The sequence below is a fragment of the Rhodococcus sp. SG20037 genome (genome assembly GCF_031763325.1).
In the GTDB taxonomy this organism is placed as follows: domain Bacteria; phylum Actinomycetota; class Actinomycetes; order Mycobacteriales; family Mycobacteriaceae; genus Rhodococcus_F; species Rhodococcus_F qingshengii.
Map to the genome: position 1 here is coordinate 6,252,730 of NZ_CP134497.1, position 22,353 is coordinate 6,275,082.

The following is a 22,353-nucleotide window of genomic DNA, read 5'->3' on the forward strand; positions in this document are numbered from 1 at the left end:
ACAGGCCTTTCAGCTCGCTGCGCGGATGAGGTGCTTCTGGATCTTGCCGGTCGGTGTACGCGGAATAATCGTCGCGAACACCACTTCACGCGGAATCTTGTAGCGCGCCAACTTGTCCGAGAGGTAGTCCTTGATGTCGTCGGCGCTGATGACATCCGGTTCACGCCAGACGACGTGCGCGACGACGGTCTCGCCCCATTCTTCGTTGGGTTTTCCGACAACGGCGACGTCGACGACGTCCGGGTGGCCGGAGATCACGTCCTCGACCTCCTTGGAGTAGACGTTCTCACCGCCCGTGATGATCATGTCCTTCGCGCGGTCGACGATGAAGAGGTAGCCGTCCGCATCCTTGCGCGCCAGATCGCCGGTGCGATACCAACCGCCGTCGGCAAATGCAGCCTTCGTGGCAGCGGGGTCGTCGAGGTACCCCTGCATGACGGTGTCGGCGCGCAGCCAGATCTCACCGATCTGATCGGGCTCCGCGTCGGTGCCGTCATCGGCAACCAGGCGCAGGTCGACGCCGGCCAGCGCGACGCGGCCGATCGAGCCCGCCTTGCTCAACTGCTCTTCGGGGTACAGCACGGTGCCCACTGGCCCGGTCTCGGTCATGCCGTAGACCTGTCGGAATTCGGTGGTGCCGTACGACTCCACCAGTCGCCGAGCGACATCCGCGCCGATCGGTCCCCCGCCGTACAACCACGCACGAACGCTTCCGAGGTTGTAGTCGGCAAAGTTCGGCACGAGGTTGAGTGCAGTGGTGTAGATGACCGGCGGGCCGAAGCAGAGGGTAATGCGTTGTTCCTGAACTGTTTCCAGAAATTTGACGGGATGGTACTCGCGCAGCAGCACGACGGTTCCGCCCATGTAGAGCGTGGACATGAACCAGTTGTTGAGCGGGGAAGCGTGCCAGATCGGGACGGCCATGAGCAGTCGCTCGTCCCGAGTCGTCGACACGGCGAGGGCCGCGGTGACGGCAACACCGACGACGTTGCGGTGGCTGTGGACGCAGCCCTTGGGCGAGCCGGTAGTCCCCGAGGTGTAGAGGATTTCAGCCGGATCGTTCTCGTCGATGTCGATACCGTCAACGCCGTCCTGGCGGGTGATGGCGTCGTCGAAGAAGTCGAAACCGTCTGCGACAGAGTCCGTGCTGATCAGCTTGGCCGTTGTCTCCAGTCGACCGACAACCGGCGCCAACTCACCGTCGAAGACGCACACCGACACCTTCGCGTGTCCCAGCACGTAGGCAACTTCCGGAGTCTGCATCTTGTGGTTGATGGGGACCACGACGGCGCCCAAGCGCCAGGCACCGAGCATCGCGTACACGAATCCCGGAGTGTTGTAACACATCAGCGCGACGCGGTCGCCCGGCTGCACGCCCAGCGACTGCAAATAGCCTGCGGCGCGTCGACTTCCGTCCTGAACCTGGGAGTACGTGTGATCGTGACCGTCGAATATCAGGAAGGGTTTGTCCGGGGTCTTGGTGACGTTGCTGTCGAATACGCGAACGATATTCATCGAAGTCCTTGTCGGAGAATCACGCTCGAAGAGAGTTCATTCCATCGAGCTGTTGAGTACGGCGTCGGGTATCTGGAGGGTGGCGAAGATGACGGCAACCGCCTCCTCGAGGGAGTAGCCGAAGCTCTCGCCGGTGGCAGTCTTCTGGATGACGAGGCCGAAGATCGCAGACCAGAAGGCCTTGGACTCGACGTCGATGCCCGCGCGCAGCTGCCAGCCGGTGCGGATCAAGGTACGGAGGAGGGCGGTTTCGCCCGAGGAGTGCAGAGTGCGAAGCGTTTCGGAGATCAGGTCGCGGAGTTCACCACGACGACCCGTCATCATCATCGCTTCCACGAAGAGTTCGACGCTGGGAGCGCCCGAGCCCAGGAGGGATCCGACCAGCTTCTCGGTGTAATCGCCGACCGTGTCGGCGTCGGCGGCATCGACCTCGGCACGCTTGCCTGCGCGCAGAACGGCCGCGCACGCCACCTCGACGAAGAGCTTTTCTTTGGAGCCGTAGTAGTAGGTCACCTGGTTGGGATGGGCGCCGGCGGCCGTGCAGATCTGCGCGATGGAGACGCTGTCGCCGTGCTCGAGGAACAGCTCGGTTGCGGCGTTGAACAGCGCCATGCGCGTCTGCTTGCCCGACTCACGCGTCGCGCGCGCTGCGGGAACTGCCTCGGTGGCCATCACGAACTCCTACTTGTTTGTACGACAAACAATAACTCGGCGTTGTTTGTATGGCAAACAATTTCTTCCCGACGCTATGACATGTCGACTTCTATCGACATGTCTGATGTGCGGGATTACTCTCTGAACATCGAGCACCCGAGAACTTCGGCTTTTCTGCGAGGAGGCGCCCTGCAATGCTCGCGCGATCCGGCTTCTCCCTGCCCACACGCACGACTCTCACGGGCGACTGGGCAGATTTGTTGCGCGAGCATTTTGTCGCGCTCGACGTATCCGATATCGGAGACGGCGATCGATTCAGCGGGGCCGTCCACTCGGCCCAACTCGCACACGTTCGGGTATCCGCAGTTCAATCGATGGAACAACGAATAGTCCGTAGCAACAGCCTCATCAAAAGCGACGGCGCGGACTATCTGCAGATCGGGATGATCCGCCGCGGTAGCGCGGTCGTGCGCCAAGACGACCGCGAATGCGTCCTGCGACGTGGCGACTACGTCCTGTACGACACCACGCGCCCCTTCGATTGGCAGATCGAGGGACACGCACACGACGGCATCTGGGGACTCGAGGTGTTCACCTGGCCACGGTCGTACCTGTCGCTCAGCGACGCGGAGGTCACGAGCCTGACCGCCATCGCCTTCGACGGACACGCGGGCCTGAGTGGCCTGCTCGGTCGCTTTCTTCACGATCTTGCCTCCGTCCGCATGACGTCCGACGCAAGCGGAGACGAAGAGGAAGTCGTCAACGAGATCGGCAACCTGGTCAAGTCCGTTCTTCACACAACTGCGCGACCGATCACCTCGCGGCGAACCAGCCTCTACGAATCCGCCCTGTCGGTCATAGACGCCCGCATCGCAGACCCGGCCCTGTCTCCGGTGGACATCGCGGGATCGGTCAAAGTCTCCATTCGGCAGTTGCACCGAGCCTTCGCCGAACACGGCACGACGGTGTCACGGTCGATTCGCAGCCGTCGACTCGACGGTTGCCGTCGTGAGATCGTGCAACGACACGGAGTAGAGCGGTCGCTGACCCAGATTTCTCACCGCTGGGGATTCACCGACCTGGCCGCCTTCAGTCGAGCCTTCAAGGCGGAATTCGGGATCAGCCCGCGGCGGTACCGGTCGCAAGCAGCGGCCCCCACAAGTACTACCCGCTGATCTGTAACATCTTCGGACACTTACCCATTGAACATGGTGTTCAAAATTTTCTGTCGCCGAAGCGTATCCACAATTCTTGGCACGGTAGGCCAAGCATCGGGCGCTGACGGCCAAGTTTGCTCGGCTGAGCGGGCGTAGATTTTCGGCACGGCGTTGCCAAGTGCCAGGCACCCGATTCGACCACCTACATCACAGGGAGCACTCATGGAATCTGCAATCGGCGAACACCTTCAATGCCCGCGCACTCTGACCAGGCGGGTTCCGGATACCTATACGCCACCGTTTCCCATGTGGGTCGGGCGCGCAGACGACACATTGCACCAAGTCGTGATGGGCTATCTCGGCGTGCAGTTCCGCGGCGAGGATCAGCGCCCGGCAGCACTGCAGGCGATGCGGGATATCGTCGCCGGCTTCGACTTGCCGGACGGACCGGCACACCACGATCTCACCCATCACATCGACAACCAGGGCTACGAGAACCTGATCGTGGTCGGTTACTGGAAAGATGTTTCTTCCCAACATCGTTGGAGCACATCACCTCCAGTGTCCTCCTGGTGGGAGTCCGAAGACCGCCTGTCGGACGGATTGGGGTTCTTCCGCGAGATCGTGGCACCGAGAGCCGAACAATTCGAAACGCTCTACGCGTTCCAAGACGACCTCCCCGGGGTGGGAGCTGTCATGGACGGTGTCAGCGGCGAAATCAACGAGCACGGCTACTGGGGTTCGATGCGCGAGCGGTTTCCGATCTCCCAAACCGACTGGATGCAGGCCTCGGGCGAACTGCGGGTCGTCGCCGGTGACCCCGCCGTAGGTGGACGCGTAGTAGTGCGGGGACACGACAACATCGCACTGATCAGGTCCGGGCAGGACTGGGCCGACGCGGAAGCAGACGAGCGCAGCCTCTACCTGGACGAAATCCTGCCCACTCTTCAATCGGGCATGGACTTCCTCCGCGACAACGGCCCGGCCGTCGGGTGCTACAGCAACCGATTCGTACGCAATATCGACATCGACGGAAACTTCCTCGACTTGAGCTACAACATCGGCCACTGGGCCTCCCTCGACCAACTCGAACGGTGGTCGGAATCCCACCCGACCCATCTACGGATCTTCACGACGTTCTTCCGGGTGGCCGAGGGCCTGTCGAAATTGCGTCTCTACCATGAGGTCTCGGTATTCGATGCCGCCGATCAGCTCTACGAGTACATCAATTGCCATCCCGGGACCGGAATGCTGCGCGACGCGGTGATCACCGCCGAGCACTGACCGAAGTCACCGGCAATCTTCGGCCACATTCTTTCCCTCGGAGGCAACTCGAGATATGTTGACGGGTGTCGACATATCTCAGTAGAGACCATCGAGGAAGCGCGGACAGCAGACAGTGACTACTCAACGAAACGAAGAGTTGGCGTTTGCTGTGCTGGCCGACCAAGTGCGTCGACAGATTCTCGACACGCTGGCTACCCACGGCGAGTGCAACGCGGGCTTCATCAGCGATCAAATTTCGACGGTCGGTCGCACCACGGTATCCACACATCTCAAGGCGCTGCGGTTGTCCGGCGTGATCGTCGAACGGCGTCAAGGACGTCATCGCCTGTTCTCGATAGATCCATCGGGGCCCGCCAACGATGCACTCCAGTTCCTGCGCGACGTCCTCGGGCGAGCGCTGGAAGCAGGTTCGAACGCCTCAGAGTTGCCGACCACTGCGACTGAGGATTCAGACGTCGCATCGGTGCGTCGCCGAGCGTGATGCCCTGTTGAGCCCCAGCACCTATTTCAGGCAGGAAGTAGAACGTGCCAGGTCTCTCCGTAACGGCACAGATCGTGACGACCGACCCACCAGGGTCAGCCTTCGAGCGCCTCGAAACGGGGCAACTGCTCGAACTCGAATGTGAGCAACTGACGGTCGGGGCCGCTGCCGCCATCTCCCTTCCCGTCGGCGACGGCGCACGCGCAGATCCAGTCGGAATGCCGATCACGCTGTTGGGATACGTCGCCGGCGTGAAGCGGGGCCGATCGGTCGTGATCGTGCACCACCAACCGTGGCGCGGCCGCCTGACGATCCGGTTCTTTCCCGACGGCGCCGGGACCCGGATCGTTCTCGAGTCCAGCCTCGATCAGGACGGCATTTCCTGGCTTGCCAACAAGCGCGGATTCGCTCCACCCGAACCTCCGCGTTCCGACCGACATCGGATCGGGCTGCTGGTCAGCAAATCCGGCCCGGCAGCTGTATTCGCCCAGGCGACAGAAACACTCGCATCCCTGGCCGTGGAAGAAATCAATGCCGACGGCGGCATCGGCGGCGTTCTCGTCGACTTGGTGATCGGCGATGACGCTTCCGACCCGGCGGCCGGAGCGGCGACCGCACTGCGATTGGTGAAAAGCGGATGTCGCGCCGTTTTCGCGTGCGTGACATCGTCGACCTTCAATGCCGCTGCATCTGCATTGCAGAACACCGGTGTGCTGTTGGTGCACACAGTTCTCAACGAGGGAGGTCGATCGCGTCCGGGAGTCCTTCGATTGGGTGAGCGCCCACTCGACCAGACGCGAGCGGGTATACCCGCAATGATGTCCGAGACCGGTTCTCGCACTTGGTTCCTGGTCGGCCAGCAGTATTCGTGGTCGTTCGGAGCGCATTGGGCGGCCCGGCGTGTGATCGCCGAATCCACAGGTTCGGTGGCCGGCGAAGTCTACGTACCGTTGGGGACAACCGACTTCTCACGCATCATCGAGTCGATAGCCGACTCCGGGGCCGAACTGATTCTTTCCACCCTGGTGGGCCATGACGAGGTCTTCTTCGAACGACAATGCGCCCAGCACGGACTGCGGGCCACCACGCGGACGTTTGCATTGGTCCTCGACGAGGCCACTCAGCAGCTCATCGGCAATTCCGATGCCGACGGAGTCTGGGCGGCATTCGGCTACTTTCAATCCGCAGCCGGCGATCACGACCTCGAAAAGCGATACAGCGCGAGCTCGAACGAACTCCTGCCTCCGCTCAGTTCCCTGTCGGAGACAACGTACGAAGCGATCGTCGCTTACGCACGCGCCGTCGAACGAACGTCGGCAGGCGATCCGGAAACAGTACTTCGGCAGCTTGTCACGACATCGAAAAGCTCTACGAACAACGGTGTTCCACTGCATCGACCGATTCTGCTCGCTGAATCACGCCGTGGGCGCCTGTACCCCCGCTCTCTCTGAGCGCGCGTAACCCGAACTTAACGAGTCAATATGTCGATACCTATTGACGCAATTATGGATCCGGCCCTAGTCTGAAAGACAAGTGAAGCCGATCACATCAGGAGCACACTTCTCATGGCGACAATCCGACCTGACGACAATGCAATAGACACCGCCGCAAGGCATTACGGCATCACTCTCGACCAATCAGCCCGGCTCGAGTGGCCGGCACTGATCGACGGAGCACTGGGCTCCTACGACGTCGTCGACCAGTTGTACGCCGACGAGGCAACCCCGCCGACCACGTCACGTGAGCACACGGTGCCAACAGCGAGCGAAAATCCTTTGAGCGCTTGGTATGTGACCACAAGCATCCCGCCGACGTCGGACGGCGTCCTGACCGGCCGACGCGTGGCGATCAAGGACAACGTGACCGTGGCCGGAGTTCCGATGATGAACGGGTCTCGGACAGTAGAGGGGTTCACTCCGTCTCGCGACGCGACTGTGGTCACTCGACTACTGGCGGCCGGTGCAACCGTCGCGGGCAAAGCTGTGTGTGAGGACCTGTGTTTCTCCGGTTCGAGCTTCACACCGGCAAGCGGACCGGTCCGCAATCCATGGGACCCACAGCGTGAAGCAGGTGGATCATCCGGTGGCAGTGCGGCTCTCGTCGCAAACGGTGACGTCGATTTTGCCATCGGCGGGGATCAGGGCGGATCGATCCGGATCCCGGCGGCATTCTGCGGCGTCGTCGGACACAAGCCGACGTTCGGGCTCGTCCCGTATACCGGGGCATTTCCCATCGAGCGAACAATCGACCATCTCGGCCCGATCACACGCACGGTCCACGATGCCGCACTGATGCTCTCGGTCATCGCCGGTCGCGACGGTAACGACCCACGCCAAGCCGACAGCGTCGAAGCAGGTGACTATCTGTCCACCCTCGACTCCGATGTGGATGGTCTGCGAATCGGGATCGTTCGAGAAGGTTTCGGGCACGCGGTCTCACAGCCCGAGGTCGACGACGCAGTCCGCGCAGCGGCACACAGTCTGTCCGAAATCGGTTGCACGGTAGAGGAAGTAAACATCCCGTGGCACCTACATGCTTTCCACATCTGGAACGTGATCGCCACGGACGGTGGTGCCTACCAGATGTTGGACGGCAACGGATACGGCATGAACGCCGAAGGTTTGTACGATCCGGAACTGATGGCACACTTTGCTTCTCGACGCCTTCAGCACGCCGACGCTCTGTCCGAAACCGTCAAACTGGTGGCTCTGACCGGCCACCACGGCATCACCACCCTCGGCGGCGCGAGCTACGGCAAAGCCCGGAACCTCGTACCGCTCGCCCGCGCCGCCTACGACACTGCCTTGAGACAATTCGACGTCCTGGTGATGCCCACACTGCCCTACGTCGCATCCGAGTTGCCGGCAAAGGACGTGGACCGCGCCACCTTCATCACGAAGGCTCTCGGGATGATCGCCAACACAGCACCATTCGACGTGACCGGACATCCGTCCCTGTCCGTTCCGGCCGGCCTGGTAGACGGGCTTCCGGTCGGAATGATGATCACCGGCAAGACCTTCGACGATGCGACGGTCCTCCGGGTCGGGCGCGCATTCGAAAAGCTTCGCGGCGCGTTTCCGACGCCTGCCGACCACATCTCCGACTCTGCACCACAACTCAGCCTCACCTAGTTCTGTATCCGCACTTGCACAACAAATTCCACCGATTCACACATGATCAGCCCGCATAGAAAAGGTGAACCAGATGTCAGTAACGATCGACCACACAACGGAGAACGCCGCACCGGCCCAGGCGCCGGTCTCCGATCGCGCGTGGGCCCTGTTCCGCGCACTCGACGGTAAGGGATTGGTACCCGACGGTTACGTCGAGGGATGGAAGAAGACCTTCGAGGAGGACTTCAGTCCAAGGCGCGGAGCGGAATTGGTCGCGCGGGCGTGGACCGACCCCGAGTTCCGGCAGTTGCTTCTCACCGACGGTACCGCCGCGGTTGCCCAGTACGGATATCTGGGCCCCCAGGGCGAGTACATCGTGGCAGTCGAAGACACCCCGACCCTCAAGAACGTGATCGTGTGCTCGTTGTGTTCATGCACCGCGTGGCCCATTCTCGGCCTGCCCCCTACCTGGTACAAGAGTTTCGAATACCGTGCGCGAGTGGTGCGTGAGCCACGGAAGGTTCTCTCCGAGATGGGAACCGAGATCGCGTCGGACGTCGAGATCCGCGTCTACGACACCACCGCCGAAACTCGCTACATGGTTCTCCCGCAACGTCCCGCAGGCACCGAAGGCTGGAGCCAGGAACAGCTTCAAGAGATCGTCACCAAGGACTGCCTGATCGGCGTCGCAGTCCCGCAGGTCCCCACCGTCTGATCACCCCGACAAGAAAGAAGCACACCATGGATGGAGTACACGATCTTGCCGGAGTTCAAGGCTTCGGCAAAGTCCCGCATACCGTCAACGCCGACATCGGCCCCACCTTCCACGCCGAGTGGGAACACCTGCCGTACAGCCTGATGTTCGCCGGTGTCGCCGAACTCGGGGCATTCAGCGTCGACGAAGTTCGATACGTCGTCGAGCGGATGGAACCACGCCACTACATGATGACCCCGTACTACGAGAGGTACGTCATCGGCGTCGCGACACTGATGGTCGAAAAGGGAATCCTGACGCAGGAAGAACTCGAAAGCCTTGCAGGGGGACCGTTCCCACTGTCGCGGCCCAGCGAATCCGAAGGGCGGCCGGCACCCGTCGAGACGACCACCTTCGAGGTCGGTCAGCGAGTACGCGTGCGCGACGAGTACGTTCCGGGGCATATTCGAATGCCTGCGTACTGCCGCGGACGAGTGGGAACCATCTCTCATCGGACTACCGAGAAGTGGCCGTTTCCCGACGCAATCGGCCACGGGCGCAACGACGCCGGCGAAGAACCGACGTACCACGTGAAGTTCGCCGCCGAGGAATTGTTCGGTAGCGACACCGACGGCGGCAGCGTCGTAGTCGACCTTTTCGAGGGTTACCTCGAGCCTGCGGCCTGATCGTCCAACATTCCGGGCGGCGGTCACGCGATCACAGCGTTTCGCGTGACCGCCGCCTGATCACAGCAATTCTCTCATTCGGAAGGACACTGGAAATCATGGTCGACACACGACTTCCGGTCACGGTGCTGTCAGGTTTCCTGGGCGCCGGGAAGACGACACTACTCAACGAGATCCTGCGAAATCGAGAGGGTCGGCGGGTCGCGGTGATCGTCAACGACATGAGCGAAATCAACATCGACAGTGCAGAAGTCGAGCGTGAGATCTCGCTCAGTCGCTCCGAAGAGAAACTGGTCGAGATGACCAACGGCTGCATCTGCTGCACCCTGCGAGAGGATCTTCTCTCCGAGATCAGTGCCTTGGCCGCCGATGGCCGATTCGACTACCTACTCATCGAATCTTCGGGCATCTCCGAACCGCTTCCCGTCGCAGAGACGTTCACATTCATCGATACCGACGGCCACGCCCTCGCCGACGTCGCCCGACTCGACACCATGGTCACCGTCGTCGACGGCCACAGTTTTCTGCGCGACTACACGGCTGGGGGCCGCGTCGAAGCCGATGCCCCGGAAGACGAACGAGACATCGCGGATCTGCTTGTCGATCAGATCGAATTTGCCGACGTCATCCTGGTGAGCAAGGCCGATCTCGTCTCGCACCAGCACCTGGTCGAATTGACCGCAGTCCTGCGCTCTTTGAACGCATCCGCTGCGATAGTTCCGATGACGCTCGGTCGCATCCCACTCGACACGATTCTCGACACCGGTTTGTTCTCGCTCGAAAAGGCTGCACAGGCCCCCGGATGGTTACAAGAACTCCAAGGTGAACACATCCCCGAAACCGAAGAGTACGGAATCAGTTCGGTGGTGTACCGCGAGCGCGCACCCTTCCACCCCCAACGGCTGCATGATTTCCTCAGCAGCGAGTGGACCAACGGAAAGTTACTTCGGGCCAAGGGCTACTACTGGAATGCCGGCCGGTTCACCGAGATCGGGAGTATTTCTCAGGCCGGTCATCTCATTCGCCACGGATACGTCGGCCGTTGGTGGAAGTTTCTACCCCGTGACGAGTGGCCGGCCGACGATTACCGTCGTGACGGAATCCTCGACAAGTGGGAAGAACCCGTCGGAGACTGCCGACAAGAACTCGTCTTCATCGGCCAAGCCATCGACCCGTCTCGACTGCACCGAGAACTCGACGCGTGTCTACTCACCACAGCCGAGATCGAACTCGGGCCAGACGTGTGGACCACCTGGAGCGACCCCCTGGGCGTCGGCTATACCGACCAGACCGTTTGATATTGGTCCGGTTTGCCGTAAGTTGTGCGCAATGGGGGTATCACGCAACCGAACTCGGGCGTTGTTGATCGTCGCGGCGATCGCAGCCGGGACCGTGGCCGCAGCTACGCCGGCGGGGGCCACCTGGACAGTCGCGCCGATGTGCGGCGAGTGGCGGGTCGAAACCGTAGCGCAAGGGTTGGAACAGCTCGAAAACCTCGAGCCCGATGACAACGGCGGGTTCTACCTCTCCGGCGAGTCGAAGATCTATCACGTCGACGCCGCAGGACAGGTACGAACTGTCCTCGACGACATGGCTGCCCCTGGCGGTTTGCAACTCGACGGTTCGAGGCTGTCCTTCCTCACCAGACAGGACGGCAAGCTGTGGCACCTGGACACCTCGACGGATCAGCTGTCCGCACCCGTCGACTTCGCGGGCAACGGCCTGCTCCGGCTTCCCGACGGCGATCTGCTGACCACGTGGGTCGGAACAGAAGGAGGTCCGCCAAAGGGCGTCTCGCGCTATCTGCACGACTCCGGAGCCGTCGTTCCCAATTGGTCGACAGTGCCGCGTTCGGAGGGACTCGCGCTCAGTCCGGATCATCGAGCCGTGTACACCGATGACCTGTTCACCGGTCAGATCATTCGAGTGCCCTTGGATACCCCTGACGCGTGGACAGTTGTAGCGACGGTCCCGAGCCTGATACCCGGACTCGACGATCTGACCATGTCGCAGGATGGAATGCTCTACGCCGCTGCTCACGTCGAAGGCTCGATCTATCGCGTACACCCTGAAACCGGCACTTCCTGCGTCGTCGCTTCGGGTCTGTCGAATGGGTGGAACGGGCCGAGTTCAGTGCGTATAGGACAGGACGGCGACGGCTGGGCGCTCTACGTCACCGGCTTCGACGGAACGCTGCGTCGCCTGGTACCTCCGTCGGGCGTCGAACTCGCACCCGTCCGCTGACGCCGATCTCTTCGGCACGAGATTCCCCGACCTGGCGATACTTAAAATCACGCTGATTTGAAGGCATGCCCGCAGCGCAACGGCCCCTTGTCCGAAAACTGTCAACAGTTCTACACGGAGAAATGGCTACCCTTAGGTTTACGCTGCACGCATGTTTTCTTCCGTCGCAGCGAAGATCCGCCTGGTGGTGGCACTGCTCCTCACTGCCCTCCTGGCGCTGACTCTGTCATCGTGCTCGAGTGGCTCGGATTCGTCGGCAGCCCCCACAGACCTGTGTGCACCTCCAGGAGTGGGAGCTGCAACCGCGGCGCCCACCAATCTGGACGCGGCAGCGGGTGCGGGCGCCGAAGACCGCTACACCACGGCCACCGTCACCCCGGTCGATCAGATCGACACCTCGAAGCTGAATCTGATCAAACCCGGGGTCATCACGGTCGGCACGCTCGGTGACGCGCCCCCGAGCATCTGCGTCAACTCCGAGAATCAGTACACCGGATACGACAACGAGCTGTTGAAGGCCGTCGCGGACAAGCTGGGCCTGAAGGTCGAGTTCGTCGGCACCGAGTTCGCCGGGCTTCTCGCCCAGGTTGCCGGTCGACGCTTCGACGTCGGCTCGTCGTCCATCACCACCACGGACGACCGTCGCAACACCGTCGGCTTCACCAACGGTTACGACTTCGGATACTTCTCCCTCGTCGTGCCTAACGGCAGCCCGATCACCGGCTTCGGAGACCTGGACGCATCAAAGCGCATCGGCGTCGTACAGGGAACCGTGCAGGACGACTACGTCGTGAACACGCTCAAGCTCGATCCCGTGAAGTTTCCCGACTACGCCACGGCGTACGCGAACCTCAAGTCCGGACAGATCGACGCCTGGGTAGCTCCGTCTCAGCAGGCCGAAGGTGCAATCGCTCCCGGTGATCCGACCTCGATCATCCAGAACACCTTCTCGGTCAACAACTTCGTCGGCTGGGCGGTGAACAAGGAAAACCAGCCGCTGATCGACGCCCTCAACTCCGGCCTCGACGCAGTCATCGACGACGGAACCTGGTCTCAGCTGTACGCCGACTGGGTACCGCGCCAACTCCCTGAAGGCTGGAAGCCCGGATCCAAGGCCGCGGCCACTCCGGAACTGCCCGACTTCGCAGCCATTGCCGCGGAAAACGCAGCAAACGGCGACGGTGGCGATACCGCGTCGTACCAACCGAAGTCGACGCTCGAACAGCTCAAGGACACGTTCTTCGACTGGGATCTGTACAAGAAGGCATTCCCCGATCTCCTCAAGACCGGTCTTCCCAACACCCTGATCCTTGCGCTCGCGTCCGGCATCATCGGCACGATCCTCGGCATGCTGCTCGCTGTCGCCGGTATCTCGCGCACCCGTTGGCTGCGCTGGCCGGCCCGCGTCTACACCGACATCTTCCGTGGCCTGCCCGCAGTCGTCATCATCTTGATCATCGGGCTCGGCGTCGGACCGATCGTCAAGGGAATCACCGGTAGCAATCCGTACTGGCTCGGTGTCGCAGCGCTGTCACTGCTCGCGTCGGCATACATCGGTGAGATCTTCAGATCCGGAATCCAGAGCGTCGAGTCCGGGCAGCTCGAGGCTTCACGTGCCCTCGGTTTCAGCTACCGAAAGTCCATGTCGCTGGTCGTCATCCCGCAGGGTGTACGACGCGTTCTGCCGGCGTTGATGAACCAGTTCATCTCACTGATCAAGGACTCGTCGCTGATCTACTTCCTCGGTCTCCTCGTCACCCAGCGGGAACTCTTTGCCGTCGGACGTGATCTCAACGCCCAGACCGGCAGCCTGTCCCCGCTCGTTGCGGCAGGCTTGTTCTACCTTGCTCTGACCATCCCGCTGACGCACCTCGTCAACTACATCGACAACCGACTCCGGACCGGACGCGCCGACACTTCAGGCACGTTGGATCCGCTCGAGCAGGCCATCGTCGTGGAAAGGGGCTGAGGACATGACCACCAGCTCTGAACTGAAGTCCGTATCGCTCACCGGCAAGGACCTGCATCTGTCCTTCGGCACCAACAAGGTGCTTCGCGGCGTCAACCTGCACGTCGACGCCGGAAACACCGTCACCGTCATCGGGCCCTCCGGTTCGGGCAAGTCGACGCTCCTGCGCGTGCTGAACCGTCTGCACGAGCCCGAGCAGGGTGACGTGCTGCTCGACGGGAAGTCCGTCCTGAAGGACAACCCCGACGAGCTACGCCAGCGGATCGGCATGGTGTTCCAGCACTTCAACCTGTTCCCACACAAGACCGTCGCCGAGAACATCGCACTCGGGCCGAACAAGCTCAAGGGTTTGTCGAAGGAGCAAGCTCGGGCGCTCGCGCTCGAGCAGCTGGATCTGGTGGGGCTCAGGGAGAAGGCCGACTCGCGGCCCGGCAACCTTTCGGGTGGTCAGCAGCAGCGCGTCGCCATTGCCCGCGCCCTGGCGATGAAGCCCGAGGTCATGTTCTTCGACGAGGCGACGTCAGCTCTCGACCCCGAACTGGTCAAGGGTGTTCTGGCATTGATGGCCGATCTCGCGAAGTCCGGCATGACCATGGTCGTCGTGACGCACGAAATGGGTTTCGCGCGTTCCGTTTCCGACAAGGTGCTGTTCATGGATCGCGGCGCCGTAGTCGAAACCGGTACTCCGGAACAGCTTTTCGACGATCCCGAAACAGATCGACTGCAGGCGTTCCTCTCACAGGTTCTCTGACTCAGGGGCGCTTGCAGGGGATCGACGGGCGTTGATCCTCGACGCCTGAAGCATCAGATGGTCACGTTCGGCGAGGTTGGATGCCTTGTGCGCTGCATCGGCATACAACCTCGCCGCCGTCTCCAGGTCTCCGTCGCGTTCACGGAGATAGGCCTCGACTGCGGCATGGCGTGGAAGTGAATCGTCGAGCGCTGCAAGAGCTGCCAAGCCGGCGCGTGGCCCGTCTGCCTCGCCGACGGCCACCGCTCGGTTGAGCCGGACGATCGGGCTGTCGGTCAGGGCTGCGAGTTCGTCGTACCACTCCACGATCTGCACCCAATCGGTCTCGTCTGCTGTGAAAGCGTCGGCATGGAGTGCGGCAATGGCGGCCTGGGCCTGGAACTCACCGAGCCGGTCGCGGGCGAGAGCTGACTGGAGGATTGCGACTCCTTCGGCAATCGAATCGGTGTCCCACCGGCTGCGATCCTGCTCGGCTAGCGGAACCAGACTGCCGTCCGCGGCAGTTCGCGCGGCTCGACGAGCGTGATGGAGCAGCATCAGTGCGAGCAACCCTGCGACTTCGGGGTGATCGATCGCGGCCGCCAACTGCCGGGTGAGCCGGATGGCCTCGGCAGCGAGGTCGACGTCGCCGGAGTACCCCTCGTTGAAGACCAGGTAGAGGACACGCAGGACGGTGGCGACATCGCCGGGTTGCTCGAACCGGACGCCGGAGACCGTGCGCTTGGCTCGGCTGATGCGCTGAGCCATAGTCGCCTCGGGCACCAGGTAGGCCTGCGCAATCTGGCGGGTGGTCAGCCCGCCGACAGCGCGCAGCGTGAGTGCGACGGCGGACGACGGCGTCAACGACGGGTGCGCGCACAGAAAGTAGAGCTGGAGTGTGTCGTCCACGCCCGGCACCGACCCGCTGACCGGCCGCTCGCCTGGCTGCTCGTCCGCCAGAAACTCCCGCTTGCGACGAGCCGCATCCGAACGGATCCCGTCGAGGAACCGCCGCCAGGCCACCGTGACCAGCCAGCCCTTCGGGTCCCGCGGCGGGTTGTCCGGCCAGACCCTGACCGCCTCGAGCAGAGCGTCTTGCACGGCGTCAGACTCCGAAGCAGGGCGTCGTCCATGACAGGTTTCAGTCCGTGATGGTCGGCGGCTCGGTCAGGAACGGGCGCAGTTCGAGCCATTCGTGAATCGGCTTCCCGCCTGCGCCGGGCGCGGCCGAGAGCTCGCCGGCCAATTGGACGGCACGGTCGTAGTTGTCGACGTCGATCACCATCCAGCCGGCGATGAGGTCCTTGGTTTCCGCGAACGGACCGTCGGTGACCGGCGGGCGACCCTCACCGTCGTACCGGACAAAGGTGCCCTCAGGAGCGAGAGCCTGACCGTCGACGAACTCGCCCGCCTTCTCCAGCCGATCCGCGAAGTCCTGCATGTACTTCACGTGGGCAGTGATCTCGTCCGGCGTCCACTGGTCCATCGGCACGTCGTTGACTGCAGCCGGAGCGCCGCGGTAGTGCTTGAGCAGCAAGTACTTGGCCATCGTGAATCTCCTCTGTGTCGGTGCCACCCATTCTGGTCGCACTTCACTACAGGGACGAAGCAAGTCGGGGATTCTCGACATCGCGGGGCCTTCGGCCCTGTGCGCCTTTTTGGTAGTGCCCGCAACCAGAAAGGCGCACGGGGGCCGGAGGCCCTAAATCCACCCCTGCCGGCGGGCGATCACCGCAGCTTCGTGCCGGTTGGCAGCACCGAGTTTGGTGACAGCTGACGACAGATAGTTCCGGGTGGTTCCTGCCGAGAGGTGTGCCCGGGAAGCGATCTGCTCGATGGATGCTCCGTCGGCCGCGTACTCGAGTACGTCCGCTTCGCGCGGAGTAAGCGGTGAGTCGCCGGCGCCGATTGCCTCGGCAGCCAACGACGGGTCGACGTACCTCCCGCCGGCATGGACGCTGCGGACCACCTCGGCGAGCGTCGCCGCAGGCGTCGTCTTCGGCAGAAATCCTCGGACGCCTGCTGACAGTGCCTTCTTCAGATACCCGGGACGCCCGTGGCTCGTCACGATGATCGAGACGCACCCCGAGACCGTCTGCGCAATCTGTTGCGCCGTCTCGATGCCGTCGATACCTGCCATTTGAAGGTCGAGCACGGCTACGTCAGGTTGATGTTTTGCAGCAGCGACCACGGCATCCTCGCCGGATTCGGCTTCCGCGACGACAACGATGTCGTCCTCGAGCGACAACATCATGGCCAGAGCCGAGCGGATCAGGTTCTCGTCGTCGGCCAGCAGTACCTTGATCGGCTCGGTCACCGAGACTCCTTCGTTCGGGACGGAAAGTGGGCGGTGAGGGTGAAGCGATCTTCGTCCTGCACGGTTTCGACAATTCCTCCGACGGCGCCGACGCGCTCGCGCAATCCGTTCAGGCCGGTTCCGTTGTTCGGCTCTGCGATCCGTGCGCCGTCGTTGGCGATCACGACGCCGTCCGCGAACACTTCGATGCTGCAATTCTCGGCACTGGAGTGCCGGAGAATGTTGGTGACGCCTTCACGGACGACCCAGGCGGCAGCTTCGGCCAGTTCCACCGGCAGCTGATCTGCCGATCCACGTATCGCAGTGGAGATTCCGGCGGCCTCGAGCAGAGACTGCGCACCGGCCAGCTCGGACGCCAAGGCGATGGACCGGTATCCCCGAACCAACTCGCGCGCTTCGTCGAGTGAATCTTGCGCAAGTTCGCGTACTTCGTCCATCTGCGCGGCGGCACGATCGTCGCCGCGTCGTGAAAGAGTAGCTGCAAGTTCACTTTTCACCGCAATTACAGACAGTGCCCGCCCGACGACGTCATGGAGGTCGCGTGAAAATCGCAACCGTTCCTCGGCGACGGACAGAGCGGCAGCGGCTCCGCGTGCCTCGTCCAATTCGGTGACCATCCGCAGCAGCCACACCGACATGTAGACGGTCAGCCCCATGAAGGCGGCGACGATTCCGACGGACACGCCGCTTTCCGGACCCGCAAGCAGTCCCAGTACAACCCCGGCGGCCACCGAGCCCACGATCAGCCAGCGCAACGACGTCAACCCCGCAAGGGGCACGACAAGGATTGCCGCCAGCCAGAAGTACGGGCCGTTCTCGCCATTGCTTCCCAAGGCAATTCCCGCCGAGCAGAACGCCGACAACGTCATCACGGCAAAAGGAATCTGGACGGGCTTGGCCACGACTCCGCCCAGATCAGGCATCCGAGACACGGCGATGACGCACGCAACGGCACTGATTCCGAGGAAGACACCCGACAGGTACCGATCCGCAACTATCTCGGTGACCGCACCGAAGCCACCGAAAACCACTGCGACCATGATGAACGATTGCCGCGTGTAGAGGCGAACCTTGTCGACGTTCGACGCGGTTCGCCACGTCCGTCTCGGATTCCAGCGTCCGAAGTTCTGCGCGATCATGCCCACTACCTTCTCAGAGTTCTACGAACGCGGTTCCCAGCGGAAGTGGACGTTCGCGATCAGAACCGAACCGACGATCCACGCCAGCATGACCAACAGCGGTTGCGCAGCCGAACCGAAGGTGTCGACAAATCCCGCTGCCGCACCGGGCGCATCGCCCAGATCAGCCAGTTCGCCAGTGGTCCGCCCCAGCCATCCGAGATTGAGAAGGTCCACTACTGCGGCCAGCGGAGTGAAATCGAGAATGCGAGCAATGTTGTCCGGCACGACATTCCTGATCGAGGACATACCTGCCGTCGCCAGAATCAGAATCGGCATGCAGGTGATCTGCGCCGCCTCTGCATTTCGCGTGACAGCCGAAGTGATCAACGCCAGCGCCGTGAAGAGCGCGGCGCCGCCGATCACCGCGACCAGCACCAGGACCGGATTGACCGGAGCACTACCGCCCAGAACCATCACGGCGATTCCGATCACCACCGTCAACAGGCCGGTGAGAACCCACGACGGCACTGCCGGGCCCGCGAGGATCTCGGCGTCGCTGCATTCCCCTGTCCGTAGTCGCTTGAGAACCAACTCGTCACGACGCGTCGCGTACACCGACAGGAGGTTGTAGAAGACCACGAACACGAGCAGGAAGAGTGCAAACACCTCGAGGCCTGCCGACACCGACTTGTCGGACAACCCGCCATCGCGCGACAGGTACAGCATCCCCACGGGAAAGATCAACGGGAGGACGATTGCGTTGAAGAGCAACAGTCGATTTCGTCCCAGGAGCGTGAACTCCGAACGAGACAGGGTTGCTATGCGGTTCATGCCGACGCTCCTTCGAGAGTTGCGTGATGATCGAATTGGTCTGCAATGGAGAGGAATACGGTCTCCAGGGATGCCGCGCGGGCATCCAGGCCGGTCAGCAGGATGTTGTTGTGCTGTGCCCACAGCAGCAGTTCCGTCAGCGTCTCCTGCACTGTGCGAGTGGTGATCACCACCAGATCGTTTTCGACGCGTACCTCGGCGCCGGCCAGGGCCGGGAGCGGAAGACCGGGACGGTGCAGTTTGATCTGGGCAGGATGATCCGCGACGACGTCCGCCACGGTTCCGCTGCGCACCACCGATCCTCGGTGCATGATCGCCAACTGGTCGCACAGAGACTCGGCTTCGTCCAGGTAATGCGTCGTCAACATGATGGTGACGCCCGACGCTTTCAAGTCAGCGATCAATTGCCAAGTGTTACGTCGACTTTCGGGATCCAAACCAGTAGTCGGCTCGTCGAGAAACAGGACGAGTGGCCGGCCGATGATCGCGCACGCCAGATCCAGTCGCCGCGCCTCACCTCCCGAGAGGAACTTCACGCGGGTATCACCACGGTCACGCATGTCCACGCGCTCGAGCACCTCGTCCACGGGCAGCGGATTCGAGCAGGTTCCGGCCCACATCGCCAAACTCTCACGAGCAGTCAGGTCTTGGGGCAAGCCACCCTTCTGGAGCATGATGCCAAGCGACGGGCGAATCTGCTTGCGGTTGCGCACCGGATCCATGCCCAGAACGCGCACCGTTCCGGCACTGGCTCGTGAAAGACCCTGAATCACTTCGAGGGTGGATGTCTTGCCGGCACCATTGGTTCCGAGGAGGCCGAACAGCTCGCCTTCCTGAACACTCAGATCCAGATTGCGAACAGCATCGAACGCCTCCTTACCGGAGCCGTAACGCCGCGACATTCCGACTACGTCGATCACGGGATCGCCCTTCATCGCTGCGCCTCCGCTCGGTTCCAGCCGCGCAGTCCGATCGCGAATCGAATACCCGCATAGACAGCGAGAGCGGCAACAAGGATCCAGAACACCGGATTGGAGCCGATGATCGCGAACACCACTCCGACGATCGCGATGTTCACCACGATCACTACAAGTTCGCGGCCCATCGTGGGTGCGGGTCCGATGTCCATCAGGTCCGTCAGGAGGCTTCCCTCATGTGGTTCTCTCATGCATCCAAGCTTCGCGGGAAGTCAGAGCCGAAAACAGTGCACAGCATCATCACCTGCGGTGACACCGTCACGGATCGGCGATGACAAATGTCATGCGACGTCCCCGCGGGGACGCGTCGTAAACCGCGGGTAAGGGTCACCTCGTTGTTTTGCCGTTCATTTTTACGTTCCTTTACCCTTGCTTCGAGCTTCTACGGTTCCCGAAGTCCGTACATCGAATCTCGGGAGTTCACGGTGGCTATCAAGCCTTTGGCCTTGTTCGTCAAACACGACGGCGTGTCTGCGCGCGCGTCGATCACCTGCCAGTACAAGTGCGGAAACGCGTGCTCTCACGAGGTCCCCAACACCTCGGGCGGCGAGTACTTCCGCGACATCGCACGCACAGCGCTGAGTCGTCGCGGCTTGCTCCGGGGCAGCGGCATGGCAGTGCTCGCGGTGGGAGCGGGCAGCGCCCTCGTCGCGTGTTCGGACGAATCCGCAAGTGCGGAACCGGGAACCGGTTCGACGAGCGGCAGCAGCAGCGGATCGACACCAGCGGGGACGAACTTCGGCGCCGTCGCGCCCAACAAGGAAGACAAGGTCACCGTCCCTGACGGATACGATCAAGCCGTCGTGATTCGCTGGGGTGACGCCGTTCTCGCCGGCGCCCCGGCTTTCGACTTCGACAAGCAGACTGCGGCAGCGCAGGAACTGCAGTTCGGATTCAACAACGACTTCGCCGGATTGCTCCCGGTCGACGGGCAGCCCAACACCTACCTACTCGTGGTCAATCACGAATACTCCACCGAGCCGGCGATGTTCCGCGGCTACGATGCGGAGAACCCGACCGAGGAGCAGTTCAAGATCGGCCTCGCCAGCCACGGACTGTCGGTCGTCCAGGTCAAGGGCGAATCCGACAACGGCAAGCTCGTACCGGAGATCGGATCGAACAACCGCCGCATCACCGGAACCACGGAATTTGTCGTGACCGGCCCCGCTGCAGGTAGCGACTTCCTCAAGACGAGTGCCGATCCCACGGGAACCAAAGTGCTCGGCACCCTCAACAATTGCGCCGGCGGCGTCACCCCCTGGGGCACAGTGCTTTCCGGCGAAGAGAACTTCAACCAGTACTTCGCGAACGCCGAGGGTGTCACCGATCCCACGGTCGCAGCGCGACTGAAGCGCTACGGCCTTGCCGGCGCCGCTTCCGAGCGCAAGTGGGAACGATTCGACAAGCGGTTCGATCTGGTCGCAGAACCCAACGAGGTCAACCGATTCGGATACGTCGTCGAGATCGATCCCTGGGATCCGTCGTCGACTCCGATCAAGCACACAGCGCTCGGACGTTTCAAGCACGAAGCCGCCACCATTTACATCACGGCGGACGGCACCGTCGTCGCCTACAGCGGCGACGACGAGCGCTTCGACTACATGTACAAGTTCGTCTCCAGCCGAAAGATGCAGGACGGCAAGAGTCAAGCAGCCATGCGCCACAACATGACTCTGCTCGACGCCGGAACACTGTACGTCGCAAAGCTCAGCGGAAACTCCGCCGGCGAGATCGACGGCAGCGGCAAACTTCCGTCGGACGGCACGTTCGACGGAACCGGCGAGTGGGTAGCCATCCTGCGCACCGGCGAAGACGGCAAGGGCGAATCGCTGGTAGACGGTATGAGCGCCGAAGAGGTCGCCGTCTTCACCCGCCAGGCCGGTGACAAGGTCGGGGCAACGAAGATGGATCGCCCCGAGGACTTCGAGGCAAACCCGAAGAGCGGCAAGGTTTACGTCGCACTGACCAACAACACCAAGCGCGGAGTCGACGGTGGCGCCGCGGCCGACGAGGCGAACCCGAGGAACAACAACAAGAACGGCCAGGTCCTCGAAATCACCGACGACCACGCCGGCACCACCTTCGGCTGGAATCTTCTTCTCGTCTGCGGAGATCCGGCCACAGCCGATACTTACTTCGGCGGGTTCGACAAGAGCAAGGTCAGCCCCATCTCATGCCCGGACAACCTTGCCTTCGACCCGCACGGCAATCTGTGGATCTCCACCGACGGCAACGCACTCAAGTCCAACGACGGGCTGTTCAGCGTTGTCCTCGAAGGCGAAAACCGCGGTGAGACAAAGCAGTTCCTCACCGTTCCCGTCGGCGCCGAAACCTGCGGCCCCATCGTGGACGAGAAGCGCGTCATCGTCTGCGTCCAGCACCCCGGCGAGACCGACGACGCCAGCATCGAAAGCCCCGCATCCCATTGGCCCGACGGTGGTTCTTCCCAGCCTCGCCCGTCGGTAGTTGCAGCCTGGAAGAAGGACGGATCTCGGCTCGGCTCGTAACACACACGAAAACGACTGTGGGGCAGATCGCATGCTCTGCGATCTGCCCCACGTCGTTTACCTCAGATTC

At 62.3% G+C, this 22,353-nt stretch carries 20 protein-coding genes and 1 pseudogene; 12 read left to right on the plus strand and 9 right to left on the minus strand.

The window, feature by feature from the left end:
* Positions 1–9: 9 nt before the first annotated feature.
* Positions 10–1,515, minus strand: a complete 1,506-nt coding sequence (locus RHP72_RS28900; RefSeq protein WP_311094140.1) for a long-chain-fatty-acid--CoA ligase — start codon at positions 1,513–1,515, stop codon at positions 10–12.
* A 36-nt stretch (positions 1,516–1,551) separates the two neighbouring features.
* Entirely contained in the window at positions 1,552–2,187 is a 636-nt protein-coding gene (locus RHP72_RS28905) for a TetR/AcrR family transcriptional regulator C-terminal domain-containing protein (RefSeq protein ID WP_030537647.1), read from the minus strand.
* 176 nt (positions 2,188–2,363) lie between these two features.
* Here RHP72_RS28905 and RHP72_RS28910 point away from each other — a divergent pair, with 176 nt between their 5' ends.
* From RHP72_RS28910 to RHP72_RS28960, 11 genes are all read left to right on the plus strand, one after another.
* A complete protein-coding gene (locus RHP72_RS28910) occupies positions 2,364–3,344 on the plus strand; it encodes a helix-turn-helix domain-containing protein (protein ID WP_047270147.1) in 981 nt (326 codons plus the stop codon).
* A 204-nt stretch (positions 3,345–3,548) separates the two neighbouring features.
* Complete coding sequence (locus tag RHP72_RS28915; protein WP_054825622.1) at positions 3,549–4,610, plus strand: phenylacetaldoxime dehydratase family protein; 1,062 nt, start codon at positions 3,549–3,551, stop codon at positions 4,608–4,610.
* 115 nt (positions 4,611–4,725) lie between these two features.
* On the plus strand, positions 4,726–5,094 hold the full coding sequence (locus RHP72_RS28920; protein WP_003946030.1) for a helix-turn-helix transcriptional regulator: 369 nt from the start codon (positions 4,726–4,728) through the stop codon (positions 5,092–5,094).
* A 44-nt stretch (positions 5,095–5,138) separates the two neighbouring features.
* Positions 5,139–6,545 (plus strand): substrate-binding protein, encoded by a 1,407-nt coding sequence (locus RHP72_RS28925; protein WP_204855174.1) that lies wholly within the window; start codon positions 5,139–5,141, stop codon positions 6,543–6,545.
* A 114-nt stretch (positions 6,546–6,659) separates the two neighbouring features.
* Positions 6,660–8,225 carry an amidase gene (locus RHP72_RS28930; protein WP_311094141.1) on the plus strand — a complete coding sequence of 522 codons (1,566 nt, stop codon included), beginning with the start codon at positions 6,660–6,662 and terminating at the stop codon, positions 8,223–8,225.
* A gap of 73 nt (positions 8,226–8,298) precedes the next feature.
* On the plus strand, positions 8,299–8,922 hold the full coding sequence (gene nthA / locus RHP72_RS28935; protein ID WP_042450854.1) for a nitrile hydratase subunit alpha: 624 nt from the start codon (positions 8,299–8,301) through the stop codon (positions 8,920–8,922).
* A gap of 26 nt (positions 8,923–8,948) precedes the next feature.
* Positions 8,949–9,587 (plus strand): nitrile hydratase subunit beta, encoded by a 639-nt coding sequence (gene nthB / locus RHP72_RS28940; RefSeq protein ID WP_192712612.1) that lies wholly within the window; start codon positions 8,949–8,951, stop codon positions 9,585–9,587.
* Between the two features lie 98 nt (positions 9,588–9,685).
* On the plus strand, positions 9,686–10,885 hold the full coding sequence (gene zigA / locus RHP72_RS28945) for a zinc metallochaperone GTPase ZigA (RefSeq protein WP_050655935.1): 1,200 nt from the start codon (positions 9,686–9,688) through the stop codon (positions 10,883–10,885).
* 31 nt (positions 10,886–10,916) lie between these two features.
* The gene (locus RHP72_RS28950) at positions 10,917–11,831 is read left to right on the plus strand and encodes an SMP-30/gluconolactonase/LRE family protein (RefSeq protein ID WP_054828106.1); all 915 of its coding nucleotides are present in this window, start codon (positions 10,917–10,919) and stop codon (positions 11,829–11,831) included.
* Positions 11,832–11,982: 151 nt separating this feature from the next.
* The gene (locus RHP72_RS28955) at positions 11,983–13,800 is read left to right on the plus strand and encodes an ABC transporter substrate-binding protein/permease (RefSeq protein WP_003946057.1); all 1,818 of its coding nucleotides are present in this window, start codon (positions 11,983–11,985) and stop codon (positions 13,798–13,800) included.
* A gap of 4 nt (positions 13,801–13,804) precedes the next feature.
* On the plus strand, positions 13,805–14,551 hold the full coding sequence (locus RHP72_RS28960) for an amino acid ABC transporter ATP-binding protein (RefSeq protein WP_003946070.1): 747 nt from the start codon (positions 13,805–13,807) through the stop codon (positions 14,549–14,551).
* On the opposite strand, the pseudogene RHP72_RS28965 reads toward RHP72_RS28960, so the two are convergent.
* The 7 genes and pseudogenes from RHP72_RS28965 to RHP72_RS28995 form a co-directional block, all read right to left on the minus strand.
* Positions 14,537–15,649: pseudogene (locus tag RHP72_RS28965) on the minus strand (RNA polymerase sigma factor); the annotation flags it as partial. The gene RHP72_RS28960 and the pseudogene RHP72_RS28965 overlap by 15 nt on opposite strands.
* 22 nt (positions 15,650–15,671) lie before the next feature.
* Positions 15,672–16,079, minus strand: coding sequence for a YciI family protein (locus RHP72_RS28970; RefSeq protein ID WP_003945999.1), 408 nt, complete (start codon positions 16,077–16,079; stop codon positions 15,672–15,674).
* Between the two features lie 153 nt (positions 16,080–16,232).
* Complete coding sequence (locus tag RHP72_RS28975) at positions 16,233–16,847, minus strand: response regulator transcription factor (RefSeq protein ID WP_003946002.1); 615 nt, start codon at positions 16,845–16,847, stop codon at positions 16,233–16,235.
* Positions 16,844–17,986 (minus strand): histidine kinase, encoded by a 1,143-nt coding sequence (locus RHP72_RS28980; RefSeq protein WP_311094142.1) that lies wholly within the window; start codon positions 17,984–17,986, stop codon positions 16,844–16,846. The genes RHP72_RS28975 and RHP72_RS28980 overlap by 4 nt, the downstream gene beginning before the upstream one ends.
* Before the next feature lie 21 nt (positions 17,987–18,007).
* Positions 18,008–18,799, minus strand: coding sequence for an ABC transporter permease (locus tag RHP72_RS28985; RefSeq protein ID WP_064442867.1), 792 nt, complete (start codon positions 18,797–18,799; stop codon positions 18,008–18,010).
* Positions 18,796–19,734 carry an ABC transporter ATP-binding protein gene (locus RHP72_RS28990; RefSeq protein ID WP_003945975.1) on the minus strand — a complete coding sequence of 313 codons (939 nt, stop codon included), beginning with the start codon at positions 19,732–19,734 and terminating at the stop codon, positions 18,796–18,798. The genes RHP72_RS28985 and RHP72_RS28990 overlap by 4 nt, the downstream gene beginning before the upstream one ends.
* Positions 19,731–19,967, minus strand: a complete 237-nt coding sequence (locus tag RHP72_RS28995; protein ID WP_223304396.1) for a hypothetical protein — start codon at positions 19,965–19,967, stop codon at positions 19,731–19,733. Before RHP72_RS28995 ends, RHP72_RS28990 begins: the two co-directional genes overlap by 4 nt.
* Positions 19,968–20,201: 234 nt before the next feature.
* Between RHP72_RS28995 and RHP72_RS29000 the strand changes: the two genes are divergently transcribed.
* Positions 20,202–22,283, plus strand: coding sequence for a PhoX family phosphatase (locus tag RHP72_RS29000; protein ID WP_311094143.1), 2,082 nt, complete (start codon positions 20,202–20,204; stop codon positions 22,281–22,283).
* The last annotated feature ends 70 nt before the right edge of the window (positions 22,284–22,353 follow it).